Origin of the sequence: Pedobacter sp. BAL39, assembly GCF_000170795.1 — a bacterium.
GTDB lineage: Bacteria > Bacteroidota > Bacteroidia > Sphingobacteriales > Sphingobacteriaceae > Pedobacter.
In genome coordinates this window covers 122,559-145,030 of sequence record NZ_ABCM01000015.1, presented here as the reverse complement: position 1 = coordinate 145,030, position 22,472 = coordinate 122,559, and the positions used below count along the sequence as shown (strand labels likewise).

At 47.1% G+C, this 22,472-nt stretch carries 23 protein-coding genes and 1 tRNA gene; 13 read left to right on the top strand and 11 right to left on the bottom strand.

Annotation, left to right across the window (positions count from 1 at the left end; translation table 11 throughout):
* The coding region (locus PBAL39_RS25925) for a DUF3606 domain-containing protein (protein WP_008244152.1) at positions 1-138 on the bottom strand (138 nt) is incomplete at its 3' end.
* Positions 139-351: 213 nt separating this feature from the next.
* On the opposite strand from PBAL39_RS25925, the gene PBAL39_RS17945 reads away from it, so the two are divergent.
* The 6 genes from PBAL39_RS17945 (at position 352) to PBAL39_RS17920 (ending at position 6,004) form a co-directional block, all read left to right on the top strand.
* Entirely contained in the window at positions 352-1,068 is a 717-nt protein-coding gene (locus PBAL39_RS17945) for a peptidylprolyl isomerase (protein WP_157274089.1), read from the top strand.
* A 115-nt stretch (positions 1,069-1,183) separates the two neighbouring features.
* Positions 1,184-1,867, top strand: coding sequence for a hypothetical protein (locus tag PBAL39_RS17940; protein ID WP_008244148.1), 684 nt, complete (start codon positions 1,184-1,186; stop codon positions 1,865-1,867).
* Positions 1,868-1,969: 102 nt separating this feature from the next.
* Positions 1,970-2,044: transfer RNA gene (locus tag PBAL39_RS17935), tRNA-Val, on the top strand.
* Positions 2,045-2,347: 303 nt separating this feature from the next.
* Complete coding sequence (locus PBAL39_RS17930; RefSeq protein WP_008244147.1) at positions 2,348-3,091, top strand: LytTR family DNA-binding domain-containing protein; 744 nt, start codon at positions 2,348-2,350, stop codon at positions 3,089-3,091.
* Between the two features lie 3 nt (positions 3,092-3,094).
* Positions 3,095-5,086 (top strand): sensor histidine kinase, encoded by a 1,992-nt coding sequence (locus tag PBAL39_RS17925; RefSeq protein WP_008244146.1) that lies wholly within the window; start codon positions 3,095-3,097, stop codon positions 5,084-5,086.
* 78 nt (positions 5,087-5,164) lie between these two features.
* Positions 5,165-6,004, top strand: coding sequence for a hypothetical protein (locus PBAL39_RS17920; RefSeq protein WP_008244145.1), 840 nt, complete (start codon positions 5,165-5,167; stop codon positions 6,002-6,004).
* A 99-nt stretch (positions 6,005-6,103) separates the two neighbouring features.
* Here the strand turns inward: PBAL39_RS17920 and PBAL39_RS17915 are convergent, their stop codons facing one another.
* The gene (locus PBAL39_RS17915) at positions 6,104-7,276 is read right to left on the bottom strand and encodes an aldose epimerase family protein (RefSeq protein ID WP_039867012.1); all 1,173 of its coding nucleotides are present in this window, start codon (positions 7,274-7,276) and stop codon (positions 6,104-6,106) included.
* 30 nt (positions 7,277-7,306) lie between these two features.
* Positions 7,307-8,455, bottom strand: a complete 1,149-nt coding sequence (locus PBAL39_RS17910; protein WP_008244138.1) for a galactokinase — start codon at positions 8,453-8,455, stop codon at positions 7,307-7,309.
* A gap of 153 nt (positions 8,456-8,608) precedes the next feature.
* On the opposite strand from PBAL39_RS17910, the gene PBAL39_RS17905 reads away from it, so the two are divergent.
* Entirely contained in the window at positions 8,609-8,905 is a 297-nt protein-coding gene (locus PBAL39_RS17905; protein ID WP_008244136.1) for a Dabb family protein, read from the top strand.
* Positions 8,906-9,018: 113 nt separating this feature from the next.
* Here PBAL39_RS17905 and PBAL39_RS17900 read toward each other — a convergent pair whose 3' ends face one another.
* Both PBAL39_RS17900 and PBAL39_RS17895 read right to left on the bottom strand, forming a co-directional pair.
* Positions 9,019-10,722 carry a glycosyltransferase family 39 protein gene (locus PBAL39_RS17900; RefSeq protein WP_008244135.1) on the bottom strand — a complete coding sequence of 568 codons (1,704 nt, stop codon included), beginning with the start codon at positions 10,720-10,722 and terminating at the stop codon, positions 9,019-9,021.
* A 12-nt stretch (positions 10,723-10,734) separates the two neighbouring features.
* Positions 10,735-11,142 (bottom strand): GtrA family protein, encoded by a 408-nt coding sequence (locus PBAL39_RS17895; protein WP_008244133.1) that lies wholly within the window; start codon positions 11,140-11,142, stop codon positions 10,735-10,737.
* A gap of 83 nt (positions 11,143-11,225) precedes the next feature.
* Here PBAL39_RS17895 and PBAL39_RS17890 point away from each other — a divergent pair, with 83 nt between their 5' ends.
* Complete coding sequence (locus tag PBAL39_RS17890; protein ID WP_008244131.1) at positions 11,226-12,584, top strand: sensor histidine kinase KdpD; 1,359 nt, start codon at positions 11,226-11,228, stop codon at positions 12,582-12,584.
* Here the strand turns inward: PBAL39_RS17890 and PBAL39_RS17885 are convergent.
* The gene (locus PBAL39_RS17885) at positions 12,571-13,251 is read right to left on the bottom strand and encodes an MCP four helix bundle domain-containing protein (RefSeq protein WP_008244128.1); all 681 of its coding nucleotides are present in this window, start codon (positions 13,249-13,251) and stop codon (positions 12,571-12,573) included. The two genes, PBAL39_RS17890 and PBAL39_RS17885, sit on opposite strands and share 14 nt — an antisense overlap.
* 44 nt (positions 13,252-13,295) lie before the next feature.
* Entirely contained in the window at positions 13,296-14,729 is a 1,434-nt protein-coding gene (locus tag PBAL39_RS17880; protein WP_008244127.1) for an ATP-dependent RecD-like DNA helicase, read from the bottom strand.
* Positions 14,730-14,797: 68 nt separating this feature from the next.
* Between PBAL39_RS17880 and PBAL39_RS17875 the strand changes: the two genes are divergently transcribed.
* The 3 genes from PBAL39_RS17875 (at position 14,798) to coaD (ending at position 16,710) form a co-directional block, all read left to right on the top strand.
* Positions 14,798-15,628 (top strand): DUF3822 family protein, encoded by an 831-nt coding sequence (locus tag PBAL39_RS17875; protein ID WP_008244125.1) that lies wholly within the window; start codon positions 14,798-14,800, stop codon positions 15,626-15,628.
* Positions 15,619-16,179, top strand: a complete 561-nt coding sequence (locus tag PBAL39_RS17870) for an RsmD family RNA methyltransferase (RefSeq protein WP_039867010.1) — start codon at positions 15,619-15,621, stop codon at positions 16,177-16,179. The genes PBAL39_RS17875 and PBAL39_RS17870 overlap by 10 nt, the downstream gene beginning before the upstream one ends.
* A 69-nt stretch (positions 16,180-16,248) precedes the next feature.
* Positions 16,249-16,710, top strand: coding sequence for a pantetheine-phosphate adenylyltransferase (gene coaD, locus PBAL39_RS17865; protein ID WP_008244122.1), 462 nt, complete (start codon positions 16,249-16,251; stop codon positions 16,708-16,710).
* Here the strand turns inward: coaD and PBAL39_RS17860 are convergent, their stop codons facing one another.
* Together PBAL39_RS17860 and PBAL39_RS17855 are read right to left on the bottom strand one after the other, a co-directional pair.
* Positions 16,711-17,319, bottom strand: a complete 609-nt coding sequence (locus PBAL39_RS17860; RefSeq protein ID WP_008244121.1) for an NUDIX hydrolase — start codon at positions 17,317-17,319, stop codon at positions 16,711-16,713.
* A gap of 87 nt (positions 17,320-17,406) precedes the next feature.
* Complete coding sequence (locus PBAL39_RS17855; protein WP_198139845.1) at positions 17,407-19,851, bottom strand: outer membrane beta-barrel protein; 2,445 nt, start codon at positions 19,849-19,851, stop codon at positions 17,407-17,409.
* Between the two features lie 346 nt (positions 19,852-20,197).
* Here PBAL39_RS17855 and pyrE point away from each other — a divergent pair, with 346 nt between their 5' ends.
* Both pyrE and PBAL39_RS17845 read left to right on the top strand, forming a co-directional pair.
* Positions 20,198-20,857 carry an orotate phosphoribosyltransferase gene (pyrE, locus tag PBAL39_RS17850; RefSeq protein ID WP_008244119.1) on the top strand — a complete coding sequence of 220 codons (660 nt, stop codon included), beginning with the start codon at positions 20,198-20,200 and terminating at the stop codon, positions 20,855-20,857.
* A gap of 7 nt (positions 20,858-20,864) precedes the next feature.
* Positions 20,865-21,263 carry an SRPBCC family protein gene (locus tag PBAL39_RS17845; RefSeq protein WP_008244118.1) on the top strand — a complete coding sequence of 133 codons (399 nt, stop codon included), beginning with the start codon at positions 20,865-20,867 and terminating at the stop codon, positions 21,261-21,263.
* 115 nt (positions 21,264-21,378) lie between these two features.
* On the opposite strand, the gene PBAL39_RS17840 is transcribed toward PBAL39_RS17845, so the two are convergent.
* Both PBAL39_RS17840 and PBAL39_RS25430 read right to left on the bottom strand, forming a co-directional pair.
* Positions 21,379-22,206, bottom strand: coding sequence for an endonuclease/exonuclease/phosphatase family protein (locus PBAL39_RS17840; protein ID WP_008244117.1), 828 nt, complete (start codon positions 22,204-22,206; stop codon positions 21,379-21,381).
* Entirely contained in the window at positions 22,206-22,379 is a 174-nt protein-coding gene (locus tag PBAL39_RS25430) for a hypothetical protein (RefSeq protein ID WP_008244115.1), read from the bottom strand. Before PBAL39_RS25430 ends, PBAL39_RS17840 begins: the two co-directional genes overlap by 1 nt.
* Between the last annotated feature and the right edge of the window lie 93 nt (positions 22,380-22,472).

Genomic DNA, 22,472 nt, shown 5'->3' with positions numbered 1-22,472 from the left:
CGTACCGGTAACTTTAATAATTTCTCTTAATCTTTGTGGGGAGACATTGAACTTTTTGGCCCAAAACTCCACTTCGTAGTTCTCGTTGACATTGATATTGCCCGATTCCAGACTCCCTATTTTCTGCTCATTATCCATTGCTCATTCCTATTTGGTTACATTTGCGGCCAGCTGACAGTAACAAAACTGTTAATTAGCCCTTTTAGGTGTACAAACACTTAAAAAAGCAAATAAGAGCAACCATCAGGCCAGTTTTATGGCATAGATTTGGAAGAAGGGCAAGACAGGATAAAATACTAATTTAAAAATCATTTACTCAGCTTCCATCTAATGACCAGCAGCTCCTTTATTATGACCATCAAGACCAAGATATTGACACTCACATTATTGCTTACCCTCTTCAGTACGTTTGCACAAGCCCAATCAGCCCAGTCGGCCTATGTCAGGCTAATCACTAACAAAGGCAACATTACCCTGATGTTATACGACGGTACACCAAAACACAGAGATAACTTTTTAAAAACCATCAGAGAGGGGAAGTTCAACGATGCCGAATTCAATAGGGTGATCAAGGCATTTGTAAGTCAGGGCGGCGACCTGGATGACACCATCCTCAACAGGGAAAAACTTCATCCTGAAGAAACTCCGAAAAGAATTCCTGCAGAAATCAACGGCGCCTATTTTCATAAGAAAGGCGCATTGGGCGCAGGCCGTGATGACAATCCTCAGAAGAGTTCCTATTTTACCCAGATTTACCTGGTGACAGGAAAGACATATACCGACGAACAAATGGATGACCTCGAAAAGAAAAGAGGAATCAGAATTCCGCTGCAACACCGCCAGGTATACAAGAAAACAGGGGGTGATCCACAATTGGACGGCTTTTACACCGTCTTCGGCGAAATTGTTGAAGGGATGGATGTTGCCGACAAAATCAACAATGTAAGCACCAACGCTCAGGACGTGCCCGAGGAAGCGATAAAATTCAAGGCGGTGATCCTTTCCAAAAAAGAATCCGCTGAGATTTTTAAAAGGACCATCAAAACAGTCAAACCTTCGACGCCATGATCCAGCCTGGATAGGCGGCCCCACATACTTTCATTCAAAAAAATATTCCGGCGGTGCAACCTTTCTCAGGTTTGCACCGTCTGCTATTTATACACACCACAAACAACGACCTGTTATGAAAAAGTTAACACTCAGCCTCCTCGCAGCAGCAATTTTCCTGCAAAGCGCCTGCGTACCCATGCTCAAAACCGCAACCAAACTTGGCGTACGTAAGTATGATGACCTTAAAGAAGTCAATGTATCAGACTATGAACTCAAAGACGCCGACGGCAAAATGTATCGGTACAGCGAGCTCTTTAAGGGAAAAACCGTCTACCTGTATACCTGGTTCAATGCGAATCAACTCCCCCCAACAGACCAAAAACCAACTTATGCAGCGCTCAGGCAGAGATTTGACGTCTACCCTGATGTTGCATTTGCCTATCTTTTTACCGGGCCCAGCATCAATGAGTTCAATGATTTTTCAAAAAAACATCCGGAAGCAAAGTCGTTTATGCTCATCAAAAATGACCAGACCAAAGCCTTTCTCCCTTCAGAGAACATTCATTCCAAGGCACAGATCATCGGTAAAGATGGAACTGTCCTTGGCTACAATGGGCCTGGAGAAGATGATAATTTTCTTGTTGACTACGCATTGATGAAAGCCAGAGATGGACAGGATGCAAAAAAATCCGCCCACAGATTGATCAAGAGTGTCAATCGGGACGGCGTCGACTCAGAAGAACTAAAAACGTTCTATGCCAAACATTTCCATAAACCTGCAGATTCTACCAATTTTAGTATTCATTTTGGCAATTAAATTTCATTTTATACTCTTTGTTGTTATATTCGCATCGCATTAGACAAAGGATACATTTTTTTGACAGCCGTCAAGCCACTTGTTCCTTAACATTGCGATAAAGGGAGATTAGCTCAGTTGGTTCAGAGCATTACCTCGACAAGGTAAGGGTCACCGGTTCGAGCCCGGTATCTCCCTCAGCAGAAACGCTGGCTTCACAAAGAGGCCGGCGTTTTCCATTTAATCGCAACTCAGTCGCCCTTTGTTCGGGTTTTGTTCGCTATTCACAAGGGGTTGACAAGGTACTCACAAGGTGTTGTCATAGCCCGTGTAAGGTCTATGGCTATACAAAACCTATAAAAAAGCCTTCCGAAAGTGCCTTAAAGGGCGAAGAGTACCTTGTCAACCCAGGCAAATCAACCTCATAGATGAATTAATATTATTTTTTATTTCCTTCAACAATTTTTTATGTATCATTATATCTCAGTAAGAAATAAATAAATGATAGATACTATAATTATCGAAGACGAACCCGCGGTACGCAGGGAAATAAAATACCTGGTCAGCCAGGAGGACGATATTAACATCCTCGGCACCGCAACCAATGTTAAGGATGCCGTAGCACTCATCAAAGCCACCAAACCACAGCTGGTCCTGATGGACATCCAACTCGTCGACGGCACCGCATTTGACGTGCTGAGCGAGTTCAGCGAAATTACCTTCCGCATCATCTTCATTACCGCCTATAATCATTTTGCCATCAAGGCCATCAAATACGGCGCCCTCGACTACCTTCTGAAACCGCTCGATGAGCAGGAACTGCAGGCAGCACTGCAACGCGCACGTACAGAAACACTCGACGGATCACAGCAGCAACAGCAGCTGACGATCGCCAATGATACCAAAGAAATTCAGGACAGCCTGGAGAGCCACATCGTGCTCCACACCATGGAATACCTGCAGGTGGTAAAACTGCGCGACATCATCTACTGCCAGAGTGAAGGCAGCTATACCAATTTCTTCCTCACTGAAGGACGCAAGATACTGATATCCAAACCACTGAAGTTTTATGATGAGATCCTCCCGGACCAGTGGTTCCTCCGTGCACACCAGTCTTACCTGGTCAACATCACCTGTGTCGACAAGTTCCTAAAAACCGGTTTCATCATCCTGAAAGACAAAACAGAAATCCCCGTATCCAGTCGCAAAAAAGACTACATCCTCCAGCGCATCAACAACATCTAAACCATGACATCCAGATTTCCAGCTTCCTCTCTCCTGATCTTATTGTGCCTGTCCACCCTCCTTTTCGGTTGTAGGGAAACCGTAAAAACAACCACTGATTCGGAACGTAGCAAAGCCCTGGACCAGCTTAAAGTGAGCATGGACTCCATCAAAAAAGTTGGAGATATAGAAAAAGAACCTGCATTCTGGAGAAGAAAACTCATCGAAAAGCCCTACACGAACGACTCCGTGTTGCGCGCCCGATTGCATTACAATCTAGCAGGTGCTTATTATGGTCAAAATAAACTGGATTCTGTAAAAAGCAATATGGAGATCGCCTGGACGCTCATGGAAAATCAGACCGGATTTCAGGAAATCAAGGCCCTGCTCTACTCGGGGCTCGGCAATATTGCCAACGAGGAACACAAGATCAACCAGTCCAATTATTACTATAACCAGGCTGCGCAAATGGTGATGGCCGACACCTCATTGAAGATGACCAACCGCCAGAAGGTCACGCTATTCTTCGCCGCCGGCCAGTCCAGTCAGAAGTTAAGGCAATATGACAACGCCTTTAAGATGAACCGCGCAGCGATGGCCCTTTTGCCCTTACTGGACAATGAAGAAAAGCTGGTCTTCAGGGCCTACAGCCAGATGGCCAATTGTTACTATCAGTCTGACCGAAGTTTAGACTCCCTATACTTCTATATCAAAAAGATGGATGCTATGCAGGCGGAACATCCCACGGAAGAGAAAGCGCGCTTCATCTACGACCGTAAAGCGGTCTTCTACGATAAAATCAAAAAGTTGGATTCCGCATTGTATTATAGTCAGAAACGACTCAGCATGGACATTGATGATGCAGCGGCAAATGGCATCGAGGCGGTCAGCGTCCGCACCACCAATATGTTCATCAGCTATTCCGACCATGCAGGCATGCTACTAAAAGCAAAGAAGGTCGACAGCGCCTTCAGGTGCCTGGAGCAGTGCGAAGCCTTCATCAAGACCTATAACAAGAAGCCCGACGAAGACATCCTGCTGGTCTATCGCCAAAACCTCGTCAACTATCTATTTGCCTCTAAAAGATATGCCGCCGCCGAGAAGCAGCAGAAGATGCTGAACATCCAGTACCGCACGCTGTACGAAAATGAAAATGCACGTTCCACAGCAGAGATGGCCACCATCTATCAGCTGCAGGCAAAAGACAAATCAATCAGCAACCTGAACGAAACTGTCACGCTCACCAAGTACCACCTGCAGCGCAATACCTTATGGCTCACCATCACTGCCCTCGCTGCCCTGCTGGCCATCGTTACGGCCGCACTGATCTACTACATCCAGGGGCAACGCAAATTACTTGCCCAACATGAAAGGGCGCAGCTGGAACAAAGACTGCTCCGCACACAGATGGAGCCGCACTTCATCTTCAACACACTCTCCGCACTACAGAGTTTCGTCCGTTTTGATGAAAAAGAAAAAACATTGAAGTACCTCAATCAATTCGGGCGACTCCTCCGAAGCAGCCTCGAACTCTCCAGGGAAAGTATGGCGCCCCTCAGTGAAGAAATCAGCACCCTGGAAAACTACCTCAGCCTGCAGCAGATGCGTTACGACAATGCCTTCGATTATGACATCCAGGTCCCTGAAGAACAGGAGCTGGACCTGATCTACATCCCTCCCATGCTCATGCAGCCATTTGTGGAAAACGCCATCATCCATGGCATCGATCCCAATAAAAAAGACGGCATGATCACGGTGTCTTTTGAAATCTCACAGACGGTGCTCAAGGTACAGATCAAAGACAATGGCAATGGCATCTCTAACACAATTGGCAATGCGAAACACAAGTCTTTGTCGACTGCCATCAGTAAAGAGCGACTGGAAATTTTATCAAGAGAGAGCGGACAACCTTCAGGAATCCTCATCAGCAGCGAACCGCAAAAGGGCACAACAGTGCTCATCACCATCCCCATTACGAATACTAAACCCAGCAACACGAATATAAGCCAGCCGTAAACGGATTGTAAGCCTCTTTTTTTTTCAGATGCGGAGGCCTTACTTTAGCATCATCATCGTCAGGATAACCGAACAGATATGATCAAAAAATGGACTTATTTTGGGATGCTGATATTGGCAGGCTTTGGCTATTACGGATGCCATCAGTCGTCAGCTACCAGACAACAACGCGAAACTACAGCCGACAGCAGTCGCAAGGCCTTAAAAAAAGTGGATACCAGTGCAACCACACCTGAGCTATGGAACCTGCAGGAAGAACCACCGCCAGACTTCAACCTCAGGCAGGTTAGGATGCTCAGCAGAGTCGTTTACGATACGCTCCGCATCAAGATAGACCCTGATATGCCAGAAGACACCGTGGAAAGGACATTCAAAGACCTCAGCTTCTTTTCCACCAACAAAAACAGGTATGCTGTTGCGGTTGCCGAGAACAGAGGCCCCTTTTATGGTGCCTCGTATGGCTGGTGTGATATCTTCATCTTCAAAAAAGAAAAAGACAAATGGACCATGACGGATTTCATGCTGCAAGCGGGTGGCGGCGGAATGTATGGGCATCCGGGTAACTTCAGCACGCTCGTCCGTACTGGCGATCATTCATTGGCCATTGTGCTCGAGGGCGGACAGGAGCATATGGGTGGCAACTACCACCATTCCCTCATCAACTTCGAAAATGAAAAGCTGAAACGCCTATGCAGCATCAGCACCATGCACAACTATGGCAGCGGTGCCGGCGACGATTTTGCGTACACGGAATGTGATTCGAACAAATACCATTTCATCAGGAATGGCAAAGCGGTATATGACCTTAAAATTGAGAAATACAACTGCCTCAGCAAAGGAGGCGAAAAAGTAGATGAAGTCATCGTTCCTTACACAAAAGGCTACCATATCCCGGAACGTTTTAACTTTTCTTCGTGATCCAGTAAAGGGACCTCAGCAGACCAAATTTCAGCAGACATAGAAAACCCTCGAAAAGTGCATGACTTCCCGAGGGCTGTATATTACCTGAATATGAATCTAATTCGAGAACTTATAAATCGAGCTGGTTTTATAAACTGCACCTGGCTTAAGTACTGTTGTAGGGAACTGAGGCTGGTTTGGTGAATCTGGAAAATGCTGTGTTTCCATTGCAAAGGCAGTCCTGAAATCATCTTTGCTACCGCCTTTAAAAGTGTTTTTACTCTGCATGAAGTTACCGCTGTAAAACTGTAACCCTGGCTCCTGCGTATACACGTCCATCACTACGCCTGATTTATCACCTTTCACTGTTGCAGCATGGTACATGCCCATTCCGGCTGTTTTGTTGAGTACATAGTTATGGTCGTATCCTTTACCCGCACTCAGCTGGTCATTTTTCTCTTCAATACGGGCACCAATGGTGGTCGATTTTGTAAAATCAAAAGGCGTACCTGCCACCTTTACCAGCTTACCCGTAGGGATCAGACCAGTGTCCACAGGGGTATACTCATCCGCATAGATCTGTACCTCATGCCCCAGGATGGTACCACTGCCCTCACCATTCAGGTTAAAGAAAGCATGGTTCGTTAAGTTGACTACAGTATTTTTATCTGTAGTGGCCTCGTAGTCCATCTTCAGTTCATTGTCGTCAGTCAGCGTGTAAGTCACCTTTACAGAAAGGTTGCCCGGGAATCCTTCTTCCATGTCTTTCGACAGGTAGGTAAACTCGACCGTATGCTCATTTGGCTGTTTGGCATCCCAAACGACGTATTGATATCCTTTTTTTCCACCATGCAGTGTATTTGCGCCGTTGTTGGTATACAAGGTGTATTGTTTGCCATCCAGACTGAACTTACCCTTGGCGATGCGGTTTCCGAAGCGGCCGATCGTTGCTCCAAAATAAGGCTCGGTTGCTTTTTCGTAATCTGCTACACTGCCAAAGCCGGTGACGACGTCTACCATGTTGCCATCTTTGCCTGGTACCGTGAGGCTCACCAGCCTGCCACCGTAATTGGTGAATTTAGCTTCTGCATTTTTAGCATTTTTCAAGGTATACAACCCCGTTTTTTTGCCATCGATGGTGCTGCTGAATGCACTGTCTGAGAGTGTTGCCACCTGGGCAGAGTCCTGGTTCAGGCTATCACCCGTGGCGGAGCCTTTCTTTTCAGAGGTACATGCCGTGAAGGCAAGACCTGCCATCACCACAAGACTACCTAGAGATTTTAATTTCATACTGGTTTATTTAAATTGGTTAAGTGATTATTAGATCTTTCCAGTGCCGTCTGCCGTTTCTACAATGTATGCGGATAGGGCAAGACCACATTCCTGCTCATAAGAAACACTGATTTTCTCAATAAGTTCATCAATAAATTCATCTTTTACGATGTTGATCGTGCATCCGCCGAAACCTCCGCCCATCATGCGTGCACCCAGTACCTGCGGATAGTTGCGTACCTCTGCTACCAGGAAATCCAGCTCTTTACAGCTCACCTCATAGGCCTCGCTGAGCCCTTCATGGGTCTCGTACATCTTCTGTCCCAGTGCTGCCAGGTCCCCTTTTTTAAGGTGGTCACAAGCCACCAGCAAGCGCTCAATCTCATCGATCACAAACCTGCATTTGATGTACACCTCTTCATCTTTTTCCTTCACATATTTGTCCAGCATGGACACCGTAGCATCCCGCAGGCTGGTTACCTCAGGATGATGTGCGGTGATCCAGGCCACCCCTTGCTCACACTGCGACCTTCTGGTGTTGTATGCCGAAGACGACAAAGCATGTTTGACATTGGTATTCAGTAGTACCAGTTTATAACCATCGAGCTTCAACGGTACGTATTCGTAATCCAGGGAACGGCAGTCCAGCTTGATCACATGGTCCTGTTTACCAAAAACAGAGGCAAACTGGTCCATAATGCCGCACATCACCCCTGCAAAGGTATGCTCAGCTTTCTGCGCCACGAGGGCAATGGTCTCCTGTGTCAGCTTCAGGTTAAAAAGCTGATCCAGCGCATAACCGGTAGCACATTCCACCGCAGCAGATGAGGACAGTCCCGCACCCAGGGGCACATCGCCATCAATATACAGGTTAAACCCTCCGATTTTATAACCGCTCTTCAGCAGCTGGTCGGCCACCCCAAGGATGTAGTTGGGCCATGATTTTTCTGATGGTGCCAATGCAGACAGCGCCACCGTATGTTTTTCTTTAAAGTCTTCGGCGTACAGGTGGACTTCCTCGTCCTCGCGTTTGGAGATACCGATGTAAATGGCTTTGTTAATCGCGGCAGGCAAGACAAATCCGCCGTTGTAATCCGTGTGCTCACCGATGATGTTAATCCTTCCCGGAGACCTTACCCATAAAGCCTCACCACCAAACACACTGTTATACCTTGTCTTTAAATCTTCGATTTTCATTATGAAATTTATATTTGATTTGGTTATTTTCACCTAAACTAGAAAGAAAATGTTAAACGTAAAAATAACGCTTAATATTTTATTCCTTTCCCATAAAAAAATGACACTTCGCGGAATGGCTTTCATGACTATCTTTGGAAAAAAAACAACATTATGCTAGCACATCACGTATTATTCTGGTTAAAAGCCGATACCACCGAAGAGCAACAAAGCGCTTTCAGGAAAGGCCTGGAATCACTTCAGAACATTGAAACCGTAAAACATTTCCATGTGGGTACCCCTGCACCGATTGAGCGCGCCGTAGTAGACACCACTTATACGTTCTCGCTTGTCCTGTTTTTTGAGGGCATGGAAGGACATGATGTTTATCAGGTGCACGACCTGCACAAAGCTTTCCTCGACGAGTTCCGTGGATTGTTTGAAAAGGTGATCATCTATGACGCCAACTAATAATACTACAAAGAATTAATTGCGGTTCTTATCCTTGGCTTGTCTGTCGTCCTGTGCATCATCAACATAGTGATCTGCCCGTAGAGATGCACCCCAGGATAAGAACCCTTCCGTTATTTCAACTCCAGGCTGATCATTCCGCTGTTCCTGCTGCCCGCAAACGGAGCTGTTCTCAAAGAGAAAATCAACTTATACTTTCCGGCAGTGTCAGGCATGGTGATGGAAGCATCTACCAGCACCGATTTCCCTGCGGGTATGCGCACTTTACTCATATCGACCATTACCGATTTAAAATCCAGAGGTTTTTCCCCTGTTTTAAATGCATATTCCATTTCGCAAGGCCATGCTTCTCCCTCATTACCGAGGTAGATCGTTTCCGCATAAGGATTGCTGATTTCCAGCTTCAACTGCTGCGTTGTACCTCTGTCAAATACCGATGGCAGCTCCAGGGGACGGATCATTACCTGCTGGTACATTCTAACATTGGCTACTTTTCGTCCATAATAAACACCCTTAGCGGTAGTCAGCGTATCCTGTGTCGGATCATCATGAGTATAAGACCTCAGGTAGTAAGCCGTTTTGCCATGCAGGCGGGCCTCTAGCGGCCAGATGTCGTATTGGTTTTTGCGGTAATAACGGGAATCATAACCGAAGCCCTCCGTGGTGTTTGTGTAATAATTGTAACGTGAAGGTTCCTGGAAAGAGTTCTCAAAGATCACAGGATGCCCCGCGGCTTTCTCCTGAATGACCTTCGCCCATTCTCTGTTACCGAAATAATAAGCAACCACCTTCACTTTCATCAGCGGAGCAATGGGAATGATCAATGCGATGCGTACCAGGGCAACAAGGGCAATGTTGATTATCGCCAGTCTGCTGAACCACCTTGGCAACGGGCCTGAAGCAAGGTAAATGTAGGACAGCATAAACATGCACAACATCCCCGGCAGTGTCCAATGTGCTTCTACCCTGCCCTTGAAGGTGCTCAGCAGGAAAAAGATAAAAATCCCGAAGAAGTTGACGCGTACGGCATTTAGAAAAGGATCTTTTGTCTTCAGCAGTGTGGCAGAGCGGTAAAGGAACCAGCCCACCAACGGGCCAGCCAATGCAAGCTGTGCCAACAGGTATTCAGAGGTAAAGCTGAACTTGTAAAAAGCAGCGGACCGGTCAATAAAATGATAGTAAAAAGATGGATACCCATGTTGTACCTGCCACCAAATGTGTGGCAGAAACAGCAGGCAGGACAAGACCACAATCCCCCAGAAACTTGGTCTTTTCAACAGCTTCAGGTTGGATAGAATCGTAAAAAACAGGATCAGGATGCCATGGTACTTGCTATACAGGAGACAGGCAATCACCAGGGCCAGCAATACCGACCATTTCAGCTTATCCTCAGCAACATACCTTTGGTATACATAAAAGAAGAGTACCGCGAAAAAAAACAATGGTGCATCGGGTGTGGTGATGAAACCATATACGTGAAACAGCACCACGGACAGGAACAACAACACAAACAGCTTTACATTCCGGGCATAACTGCTCAGTATTTTCCAGAGCACATAAATCGAAAGGGTACTGCTGACGACCGTCAGCAGGCGCATACCCAAGGTATTGTGCATCAGCAGATCCCCGATCCTGATGAACAATGCCACCATCGGCGGATGGTCAAAATAACCCCAGTCGAGGAACTTTGCGTACATCCAGTAGTAGGCTTCATCGGCATGGACTTCCACAAAGCTGGCCTGGATCACATTGATCAGCGCCCAGAGTCCTAAGAATATAAAAATGCCTTGCGCTTCACGCTTATTGGTTTGCTGCATCCTGAAGGTTAACTAAGAGAAGGTATATAGATAATTTGCAAAAAAGTTCCACAAAGAAACGATGACAATGGCACAGGCTTTGGCCAGGTAAAAGTTCCACTTCAGCCTATCGTTGAGCAGGTAGATCAGGGCATTGCTCAGCGCCAGGCCTACCAGACAGATCACAAAATATTTGCTGAACTGGATCATGCTCGCCGGGTCATGCTGGTTAAAGGTCCACAGCCGGTTCATCAGATAGTTGGTACCCGTGGCGACTGTAAACCCCATGGAGCTGGCCACATACTTGTGGATTTTCAGCTTTTCCTTGCAGAGGTAAGTCACGCTGAAATCGACAATCAGTCCGGCGAAACCTACGATGCCGAACTTCAGCAGCTTCAGAAAAAAATCGGCATCAAACTGTATGGCTGCTAGTGGCATCATATAATTTTATAAACGGCAAAAATAACATAATATTAAGACAACTTCATTTCGTTTGTTTAATTTAGCAACTATAAAACCTGAACTTGCTCCATTTTTTCAAATATAAAACACCTGAACCATATACCGCGGACTTTCATGAGGCCAGTGGTTACAACAACATCAGACAGGTCACTTACCTGAGCACCATCTTACTGACGATCGCCATCCTCGTCCGTATTATCGGTATCATCTACGACACACAGTTGTCAGCACTGCCGAACATACGCGAATATAACATCCTGAATTACATCGACATTACCGGCTCCCTGATCTTTATACTGCTCAGCAGAAGGCGCTATCAGCAAAACGCCGCACAAAATACCGGTCGCCATATCCTCACATTTACCTTCGTCATCTTTATTCTGAGCATTACCTGGAGCATCAGCTTTATTTTTTCCATGCACAATGCAAAAAATACGCTGATGATGTTTTTGATAGGTATCATGAGTGTCAGTATTTTCTTTGCCCTTACCAATCGACAGGCCATTGCTGCTGCATCTTTCGTAATGGGTCTTTTCATTGCCGCGATAGTTGTATATTCCTATAGCTTCACCGACCGGATCCTGAACATCATCTGCGGCCTAGTCCTTGCCTTTGTGCTCTACACATTCTCGAGATACACGTATTATTTTAAGTCGCAGCATTACGTACAGCTGCGGAAGTTCAGCGAGACAAACGAATATGTTCAGGAGCTCAATCGCCAGAAAAGCGAAATCCTTGGATTTGTAGCGCATGACCTGAGGGCACCACTAAACAACATCGAGGCACTCAGCGGCATGATGCTCGCCGAAGGCACAGACCAGCAGGTAGAAACAAGGATGATCCAGAGTGCATCGCGACAGGCAAAATACATCATCAACGACCTTCTGGAGGTCGTACAGGAACAAAAAGCACCGCTGGTCACCCACCGCCTGAACCTCAGTCACTGTCTGAAAAATATTATTGAACACTGGCAGGCCAACGTGGATGAGCCCCGACAGATCCGGTTCATCACCAATGATCAACAGCTGGAGACTGACATCAACCTTTCCAAATTCACAAGGGTAATGGACAACCTGATCGGAAACGGACTGAAGTTCTCCGCAGCGGAAACACCCATCGTCGTAGAAATGGTCCATGACCATACAGGCTGTACCATCAGCGTGAAGGATTTTGGGATCGGCATCCCCAAAGGCCTGCAGGAGTTGCTGTTCGACCAATTCTCCAAAGCCGGCAGGCCCGGTCTCCAGGGGGAGAAATCCATGGGTCTCGGACTTCACATCTCTAAACAGATGATTGAGCATCATGGCTGGCAGATTGACATGGAAAGCGAGGAAAATGCAGGCACCACCTTCCACATCAGGGTCCCCACAACCGCAATTTATCCTGAAAAAGTATATTCCAGCAGCGCTAGTTCAGATTAAACTTGTCGCTCCTAATGTTCACTACATTCGAAGCACTGATGATGGCCACGATAAATACACCAATGAAAACAGCAAGTGTGATCTGCAGCACCGAGTAAAACTTACTTCTCGAGGCCATGAAGGCAGAATCGTCGATCAGCTCTGCGCCCACCTGGGTCTGGATCCTGATCAGCTCATTGAGCTGGTCCATCGCATTTTTGGAGGCTTCACGACCGCTGGTTTCATGCAGCAGACGTCCCGCAGCAAGGCCATCGGCAGCCGTCCTTAGCATGACCAGCTGCTCCGCATGTTTCACCGTTCCCAGCTGCTCCTTCAGCGCCAGCAGGTTTGCCTGCTCAGACTTCACCAGGAACGTACGCTCATATTTATGCAGCAGCGCATCAATGCGGCTGTTCAGCTGACTGAACTCGCGCTTCAGGGCGGCACCATCGGCCCCGGCCCCATAGAGGAAACCATCCAGCGCATATTTCTTGGCATAGACATGCTCCGCAATGTAAAACAGGTCGGTTGCCGGGATCAGGCGGTCCTGATACAGCGACACAAAAGAACGGTTCATGCTTTCCACACTCTTGTCTTCCAAAATCCTGATCAGGATCGTGCAGGCCATTACCGCAAAGAGCAGGGTGGCAATCTTCGTTTTCTGTTTGATGGTGTAGGCTATTTTCATCGCTTATATCTGGTTAGTAACAGGGCACAGCATCGCGCCCGGCGCTAAAACTCATCGGCCGGGGAGCTGAAAAAGTTAGCAGCAAAATTTACTAAAAATAATTCTCTTTTTGCCCTGGTTACGCCAGTATATAACCAACGCAGGAAATCCATGTCCACCATCTCATCCGTCAGGTACCCCTGATCGACAAAAACTGCATCCCACTGCCCACCCTGGGCCTTGTGACAGGTCACGGCATAGGCGAACTTGATTTGCAGCGCATTGTAGAAGGGATCTTCCTTGATGGCCTTAAAACGTTCCTTTTTGTTCCTGATGTGTTCGTAATCTTCATTCAGCGCCTCAAAAAGACGGTTGCTCTGCTCATAAGAGAGGCTTGGTGTTTCTGCCGTCAGCGTATCCATCATCACCTTGCAGGTCAGCTCCCCCGCCTCGGGAAAGTCGAGGAACTCCAGCTGCACCTCCGCAAAGCGGAAGCCATAGCGCTCCTCCTCACGGCGTACCCGGATGATCCGGGCCATGTCCCCGTTTGCAATGAAAGCTGCCGACTCGTTATCAGGCAGCCAGAAATAGTTGTTCTTCACCACCATGATCTGATCTCCGCCGGTCAGCTCCTCATCCCGGTACAGCAGTCGCGAGCGGATCTGCTGGTTGTAAACATTAGCAGATTTATTGGAGCGGCAAACCACCAGAGCGTTTTCCATTCCAAACTTATTGTACGCATATTCCAATCCTTCCACCAGCTTCAGCCCCGTCATGCGGAAGATGTCCTTGAAGTTTTTCGTGATGAACTTCGGCAGCTCCACCTGCTCAGTTTCCTGCTCCTGATGGATCAGCTGCCGCAGCATCGTCGCATTGGCGAGGATTCCGGATTTCTTTTCCTGGCGTACTACCTCCTTCAGTTCCACCTCTACCACCAGCTTGGAAAAGTTGCCAGAAATATGGCCTCCGTTCAATGCCGGACTGTCGGTGCTGCCCACCGGTGGCAGCTGTGCGGTATCTCCCACAAAGACCAGTGCACAGTTTTTATGGTTGTATACATATACCATCAGGTCCATCAGGAAGGTCGACCCATTCTGGGTGTTCCACTCATCGGCAATCATGGAGGCCTCATCGACGATAAACAGCGTATGCTCCGCCAGGTTTGGCGCCAGCTGAAAAGCCATATCCGTAGATACCGCAGACCGTTTCCGGTAAATGCGTTTATGGATGGTCAGCGCTTTACGGCCGGTATAGTTGCTCATCACCTTCGCTGCCCTTCCCGTTGGTGCCAGCAATGCAGCACGCAGTCCGAACTGGGGCAAAGCCTTAACCAGCGCCGCTACGGAAGTAGTCTTTCCCGTGCCCGCATAACCGCGCAGGATAAAACACTGGTTGTCCAGCGGCTTTGATAAAAAATCAGCCATTTTTGTACAGAAAACCAGCTGTTCGGCTGTCGGATTGAACTCATAAGACTGGGCGATGATCAATGCTTTATCCATTTAACAAAGATGCAATGGTGATGTTATAGAAAAAAGGATTAATTTTGATCATAATTTAAAAGATACAGATGAGTCATAAAAACAGCCTTTTGTTAGTAGATCCCGAATTTGATCCCGGTACTGCTGCAGACTGCAATTTATTATTGAAGATTACCGCCGACAGCTTTTCTTACGCCATCATTGACAAGAACAACGATCAGCTAAAAGCAGTATATGATCAGCAGGAGTCGGCAAATGTAGGCAAAGACCTGGCAGCAAAAATAAAAAATGATCCTTATCTGAGTCTTCCCTACAAAGAAATTAAAGTTTCTGTATATACCGGAAATTCCATCTCCATACCTAACGTATTCTTTGATCCGGAGCAGCTGAGCCATTATGCCATGTATTTTAGCGAGCCTTCCTCGGATCACCTTTATGCAAGGCCCTCCGCAACTTATGGCTTCACCTCCATTTTTACCTTGCAGGAGTCGATGGATGAGCTGCTCAGCTCCACGCTTCAGAGTTGTGTGCTGTTTGACCATGCCGCCCCGATCCTTGCCATCGCCGGAGTCCAAGACAGCAAGTCGCTCGTGATGGACTTTACAGCCACCTCTTTCAATGCAGCATTAACGGAAGGCCACAAGCTGGTATTCCGCAATTACTATGAGATCGACAATGTAGACGAGTTCAACTATTACCTCCTGTTCATGATCAACCAGCTGCAGATCGACTGCCGCCATACGGCTGTAGTCCTGAGTGGCATCGTCCATGAAGAAGACGACCGCTTTGAGTGCATCAGGAAGTATTTCAGCGACATTACCTTTCACAATGCCGGCACGAAAAACCTCGACCAGCGAATTTTAGATGATATGCCTGCTCATTATTACAGCAGCCTCCTAGCCCTTGACCTATGCGAATAATTGGCGGTACACTAAAAGGCATCCGAATGAATGCCCCGGAAAGCCTCCCGGTGAGGCCGACCACAGACATGGCCAAAGAAGCGCTGTTCAACATCCTGTACAATACCTACGATTTTGACAGCTGTGAAGTACTTGACCTCTTCTCCGGCACAGGCAACATCAGCATTGAGTTTGCTTCCCGAGGCATTAAAAAGGTGACCTCAGTAGACAAACATTCGGGATGTGTGTACTGGCTGAAGTCGGTCATCGATAAATATAAACTTCATCAGATTGACCCTCATAAAGGCGATGTGTTCAAGTTTCTGGAGGGTCATAAAAAGTCCTACCAGATCATCTTTGCCGATCCTCCGTATGACCTTCCTACCATCCCGCGGATCCCGGAGCTGGTCATCAGCAACAACCTGCTGACCGACAATGGCATGCTGATCGTGGAACACCCCTCACTCCTGAAGTTAAACGGCCTGCCGGGTTACCAGGAAACAAGAAGGTACGGAAATTCTTCCTTCAGCTTTTTTGAGAAAGTAAAAGAAGAGACGGCTGACGACCAGTAAAAAGCCAACAGATAAAAGCTGAAACAGCCACAATAATATTCAAACACGAATTGTAATCAACGACGGATCATGAAAATAGCCCTCTTCCCCGGTTCCTTTGACCCCATTACCATCGCCCATGCCGACATCCTCAGCCGTGCCTTGCCTTTATTTGATAAGATTGTAGTAGGAATCGGCCTGAACAGTTCCAAACAGAACTTCCTCTCTGCAGAGCAGCGCGGAGAAATCGTGCGCACTGTTTTTGCTGACATGCCAAACGTGGAAGTGGCTTTGTACGAAGGTCTGACGATAGATTTCTGCAAAAAGATCAATGCACAGTACATGGTGCGCGGTATCCGTTCGGTGGGCGACTTTGAATATGAGCGTGCCATTGCACAGATCAATCAGACCATGATGCCCGAGATGGAAACAATTTTCATCCTCAGCAAACCTGAATATTCGGCCATCAGCTCCACCATCGTGCGTGACATCCTGAGGAACCACGGTGACGTGAGCCCTTTCTTGCCCAAAGCAGCATTGCGGTTTCTCTAATTACAGAAGACCGCCTTCCTCCAGCACCTGTACGATGGAAGGATAGGTATTGGCCACGATAGGTGCCAGCTCCGTTTCCTCCAGCCAGCAGGCCTTGGTGATGCCCTCTTCTTTTTGAGGAATCAGCTTTGGTGAGCCCTTCACGCTCATCATGTACCAGTTGGTCTTTTTCAATACCAGCTTGGCTCCCATCTCATAAACATGGTAGGTTTTACAGAGCTTGCCATCATTGGAGGCAATCTTTACGCCACACTCTTCCTCCACTTCCCTCACACCGGCATCCTTCATGCGCTCGCCCTTTTCTACCTTACCCTTCGGCAGGTCCCATTTTTTATTGCGGTAGATAAAAAGATACTTGCCCTTTGCATTCTGTACGAGACCACCTGCAGCCTTGATCAGGGTCAGGTTCTTTTTGATGGCCCTGAAGATGGCCTTTGGATCCTCATCGAGCAGGATATAGTCCTTCCCGGGGTCGGCATTCAGGTATTTATAAAAATCAGCGAAGCTAAAGCTCTTCGCATCCAGTTGATGGATCGGTTGACCATGTTTAGGCATCGCTGAGGCGATAAACAAAGTGGTGTCGTTGATATAAATGCGGTAATGCTTCATAGTGTAAAATCTGACCTCCGATTAGGGACGCTAAAACTATAAATATTTATTCAATTTTAAGCTGAATAAAATCAATTCGCCCCGATATTACACTCCCGCACCGAGCGCATTGAATTTATACTGCAGTACAAACAGCACGTAACGCTTGAGGGCGTTCGACTGCACATTCTCCCGGTAGGAAGACATGATGGTCGTGGTGCTGCTCACATTGTTGTTCAGTAAGTCGTTCACCGCCACCCTGAAGTTCAGCTGCTCCTTCTTCAGGAACCGGTAACCAATGCTCGCATTCAGCAGCTGCGAACTGCGCTGAAAATCCTCTGGAATCTGCGAATTATACTGGTAATAATAGGAGGCATTCAACTCCAGCCTGCGTACGGGCTGCAACTTCATCGACATCCTGTAGTTGCTGGAATGATAGGAAAGGTCATTCAGCTCGTTCAGGCTGTAACCGGTATTGTTGAAGTTCAGACTTGCGCTTGGCGACAGGGTAAGGTATTCTTTATAATCTATGGAGCAGGAAAGGCTGAGCCCATACTGCTGCTGTAAGGTCTCATTGCGTTGTGAATTGATGAAGCCGACATCCCTGTTGTTGCTTGCCGACAGGCTTAAGCCGGGCTGGATGGTCAGGCCGGCGAGGCGGTGACTGGACTGTATGCCTGCATCAAGCTGCATCCTGCGAGAACCATCCACATTCCTGAAACTCTGGATCTGTCTGCCCAGTGTATCATAGGTGGCATCTGTCACAATCCTGTTTTTGTCGAAACTGAGCGACCCGTTCAGGTAAGTGCTGATGCCTTTTTTTGGAACAAAGTGATTGTAGGAAGCCTGCAGGCTGTGGGTCAGGGAGGTCTTCAGTGAAGGGTTTCCGATCACTACCAGCAACGGGTTGCTCGGGTCGGCCACTGGTGCCAGCTGATCCGGACTCGGTGCTGACGGCGAAATGTTGTATCCGAAGCTGAGCGAGCCACGGTCGTGGAAGTTGTAATTCACATTCAGGTTGGGTGAAAACTGACGCTGATCGACGCGGATTACGGTATCCCTCAGCAGTAACCGGTTCCGCTGATGGATGATGCTCATGCCGCCATTCAATGCAATTTCCAGTTGCTTGCGTCGATAGGCTAACTGCAAAAGCGGTTGGTGCATGATGTTGGTGTTCCTGCTGTCGTTAGAAAAAAGGCTGTCGGGGATCACATAACCCAGCCCTCCTCCTGCATTGCGGAATGCGGATTTGCGACTGCTGTTGGACTGTTGGTTGAGGTTGTACTGAAGTCCGATCAGGAAGCCCGCTCCCAGATTGCGCGACAACTCCAGTCCGACAGTATTTCCCACACCGCGGTCTTTGGTGTAATTCACCTGATCAATGATGTTCGAGGAGTCTGCTGCCCCGGGCGAAAAAAAGTGGTTATCGGAATGGTTAAACTGCGTTCCCGTTCCGTTCTGCAGGTTCAGCATCCAGTTGAGCTTCATGCTGGTCTTACCGTCTTTCGATTTCCTGTTGTACATAAAATATTGCTGCATCGACCAGCGGTTGCCATCTGTGCGGTTGCGGCTGTCGGCTGTATTCAGCACCAGGCCGTTGGCATCGCTGGAAGTGGCAAAGCGGTTCTCCTCATTTTTAAAGGGCGAATAGCTGAAGGAAGGCATGATCCGCCAATTGCTCAGCGTATCGGGCGTGTAGGCAATGTTGGCCATCATCCGGTGTCCTTTATTGTCGCTAATGCTCTTTTGCTGCTCGATGTAAGACAATCCGCCGTTGTCGAGAAAGTTAAAGCGGTCCGTCAGTCGGTCGACCGTGTTGTGCTGCTGGTCATATCCGTAATTGCCATCAATGGTCAGCTTACTGCTCAGCTCTTCGTTAAAGTTAGCCATCAGGTTTCTGCTTTCGCTGATGCCGCCCGACCCGGGACCGGAAATCATAACGGCCATGCCGGATGACATCTCCGGGCTTCCATTGCCGGCAGCGCCATACACACCCATGCGGGTCTTTCCCTGAAAGGCATGGATCATCCCCGTGCCGAGATATCGCTCCTTACTCCCGTAACCGGCCTGCACATCACCGAGCAATCCTTTATTCTGATCTGCTTTGAGCGTCAGGTTGATGACTACCTCATCTTCCGGTGGCCGCACCAGCTGGCTGAACTCCCGGTCTTTGTTTTTATATTTGGTAACCTGCACCTTGTCGACAATTGATGCGGGCAGGTTTTTGGTCGCTGCATCGGTACCGCTGCCAAAGAAGTCACGCCCGTCGACCTGTATCTTACTTACTTTCTTTCCATTGACGGTGATGTTGCCTGATGCATCGATGCGCACGCCCGGCAGGCGCTTCAGCAGGTCCTGGACCATCGACTGTGGCATCATCTTAATGGAAGCCGCATCAAATTCCATCGTATCTTTCCTCATGACAAAGGGCGGGCGCCGTGTGGTGATCTGCACCTCTTCGAGGTCAACTGTTTTGTCCTTTTTGACATCCTTCCGCTGCAGGCTGTCTTTCAAAGTAGGATCCTGCTGTGCGAGGGCTGACAATGAAAACAACAGCAAAAGGAAAATGCAAAATAATGGTAATCTAAGGGCCTGCGGATGGAACGTCTTCATGTTAAAAAAAACAAACCTCCATACATATAAAGGTTTAGCGTTTGCAAAAATAGTCTTTCCAAAAAGAAAGCTTGTTAAATTATGTTAAATCTACTCCTTTTGGATTTATAAGATTGATTTCCAACAGGTGGCAAAAAATATCTTTTACCATTAAGTTTAATTGCCGATATTCGCTGCCTCTAATAATGAATTAAACAAAGGCTTTCTACTTTTATTAACAATCGCGTGGGAAATAATCTTTCATTGCGGTCGTTAAGAAATGTCAGAAAAACTGTAATTTTGGGATATGTATAATAAAAGTGATATTGAATTAAAGGTAGCTGAATTTTTATTACAAATTAAGGCAATCAAGTTACAACCGAACAACCCTTTCACATGGGCTTCAGGTTGGAAATCGCCTATTTACTGCGACAACAGGGTTACACTTTCCCACCCCTCAGTAAGAACATACATCAGACAAAAATTGACACAATTGATTCAGGAAGAGTTCGGCTCTGTGGACCTGATCGCTGGTGTGGCCACTGCAGGTATTCCTCAGGGGGTATTGGTGGCCCAGGAGCTTGGTCTTCCATTTGCCTATGTACGTGCGAAAGCAAAAGAACATGGTACTGGCAGCCAGATTGAAGGTGAGATCGTTGAAGGACAACGTGTGGTGGTGGTAGAAGACCTGATCTCTACTGGTAAAAGCAGCCTTCAGGCTGTTGAGGCCCTGAAAAATGCAGGCCTTTCTGTTGCAGGACTGGTATCCATCTTCACTTATGGCTTTGACCAGGCTGAAGAAAACTTCAAAGAAGCAAAAGTACGCTTCGCAACACTTTCCAACTACACTGCCCTGATTGAGTACGCTGCTGAACACAGCTTCATCAGTCAGAATGATATCGACCTGCTTGCAAGATGGCGCAGAAACCCATCAGAGTGGGGTCAGGAATTAGAACAAACTAGCTAGAACCAAGATGACTGTTATCGAAAGTAGCGCAGTGATTAACCTGCCTGTTGAAAAAGTATATGCATTCCTTGCTGACCTGAACAACCATCAGCAGCTGATGCCGGAAAACATCTATAACTGGTCATCGACCGTTGATGAAGCCAGCTTTACCATTCAGAACATGGCCAAACTGGCGATCAAAATCTCCAGCAGGATCGAAAATCAAGAACTGATCGCCATCCCAACGGAAAAAGCGCCTTTTGACATCGAGCTGAAATGGACCGTAGCTGATAATGGTGATGGCAGCACTACTGCCAAACACATCGTATCTGCTGAACTGAACATGATGATGAAGATGCTGGCCTCAGGCCCATTGCAGAAATTGGTAGATTATGAGACGGAACGCCTGCAAGCGATTCTTGGGTAACTGAAAACAAGATAAAAGAATTTTATCCATAACCAATAAAAGGCGGATCGCTCTGTTGAACGATCCGCCTTTTGTTTTTCATGCAGATAATGAAGCCTGTTGTTCAACTGAAGCCTCACTTTACAGAAAATTTAAGAAATACCGGCACATGGTCGGAAACCAGCCTGGCATCTTTAAAATCTGAAAACTGCTGAAAGAAAGGGATGATGCCGGAACTCTTGCAATTGATCCCTTTGCCTGGATAAAAGAAATTATCATACTCCGACGCGAGGCAGTCGCCATTGATACATTTCTGCCTCAGCGAAGTCTTCTGATTAATCATGGAAGGCTCATAACCCATCTTTTTGAGAGGATTGAAAACAGAATGTGACTGTGAGAGGTTAAAATCTCCACAAAGGATCAGTTGGTCCTGAGGATATAGGGCTGGCAGGAACTTCAGGTAGCTGATTTCAGTTTCAGGTTGTTTGGATTTAGGGATCGCATGAAAAGAACCGATCATAAAGGTTTTCTTTCCCATGTTGAACCTTGCCAGATAGGGTTCTCTATTGATCTCCAGGTTGTACTTCTTCTCCAACCAGGCCGGACCAATCATCTGCAGCTTTTTACTTTTCCAGAAAAACACATAACGCTCCTTGCTGTACCTGTCGCCGGAGGTACCATGACTGATACTATACTGCCATTCCTGCCCTGTTTTATTCAACTCCTCATGCAAGCGGATTACTGCCTTTGGCCCGCCCACCCCGGCCACTACTTCCTGAATGGCGACAATATCAAAGTCTTTTATCGTCCTTGCAATAAACTGCAATTGAGCGGTAGTCTTAGACTGGCCAAAATCTTTAACGTTCCAGGAGCAAATACTGATGGTCTGTGCAAAGGCAACAATATGAATAAAGAAAAAGGTGGCAAACAAGGTTGCCTTACGGATATTGGAAGTATGGGACATTAGAAATAAAGTATAGGACAAGCCACTATCACGGCCTTCTGAAGCGAATTTAGAAAGAAAAATGAAACAATGATCTCTGTCCTGTTTTTTCTCAGCTTTTCACCTAACCTTGCCAGGTAATACGGATCAACCTGGGCGATACACTGGTTGTTTTTGATGGATAGTATTGACATTTTTTCAGTATAAACAATAAATTACCTGACAATTAATCTGGCTAGGTTATTTTCTACCGACATAATTTCCGATCCCTAAGCAAAAACCCCGAT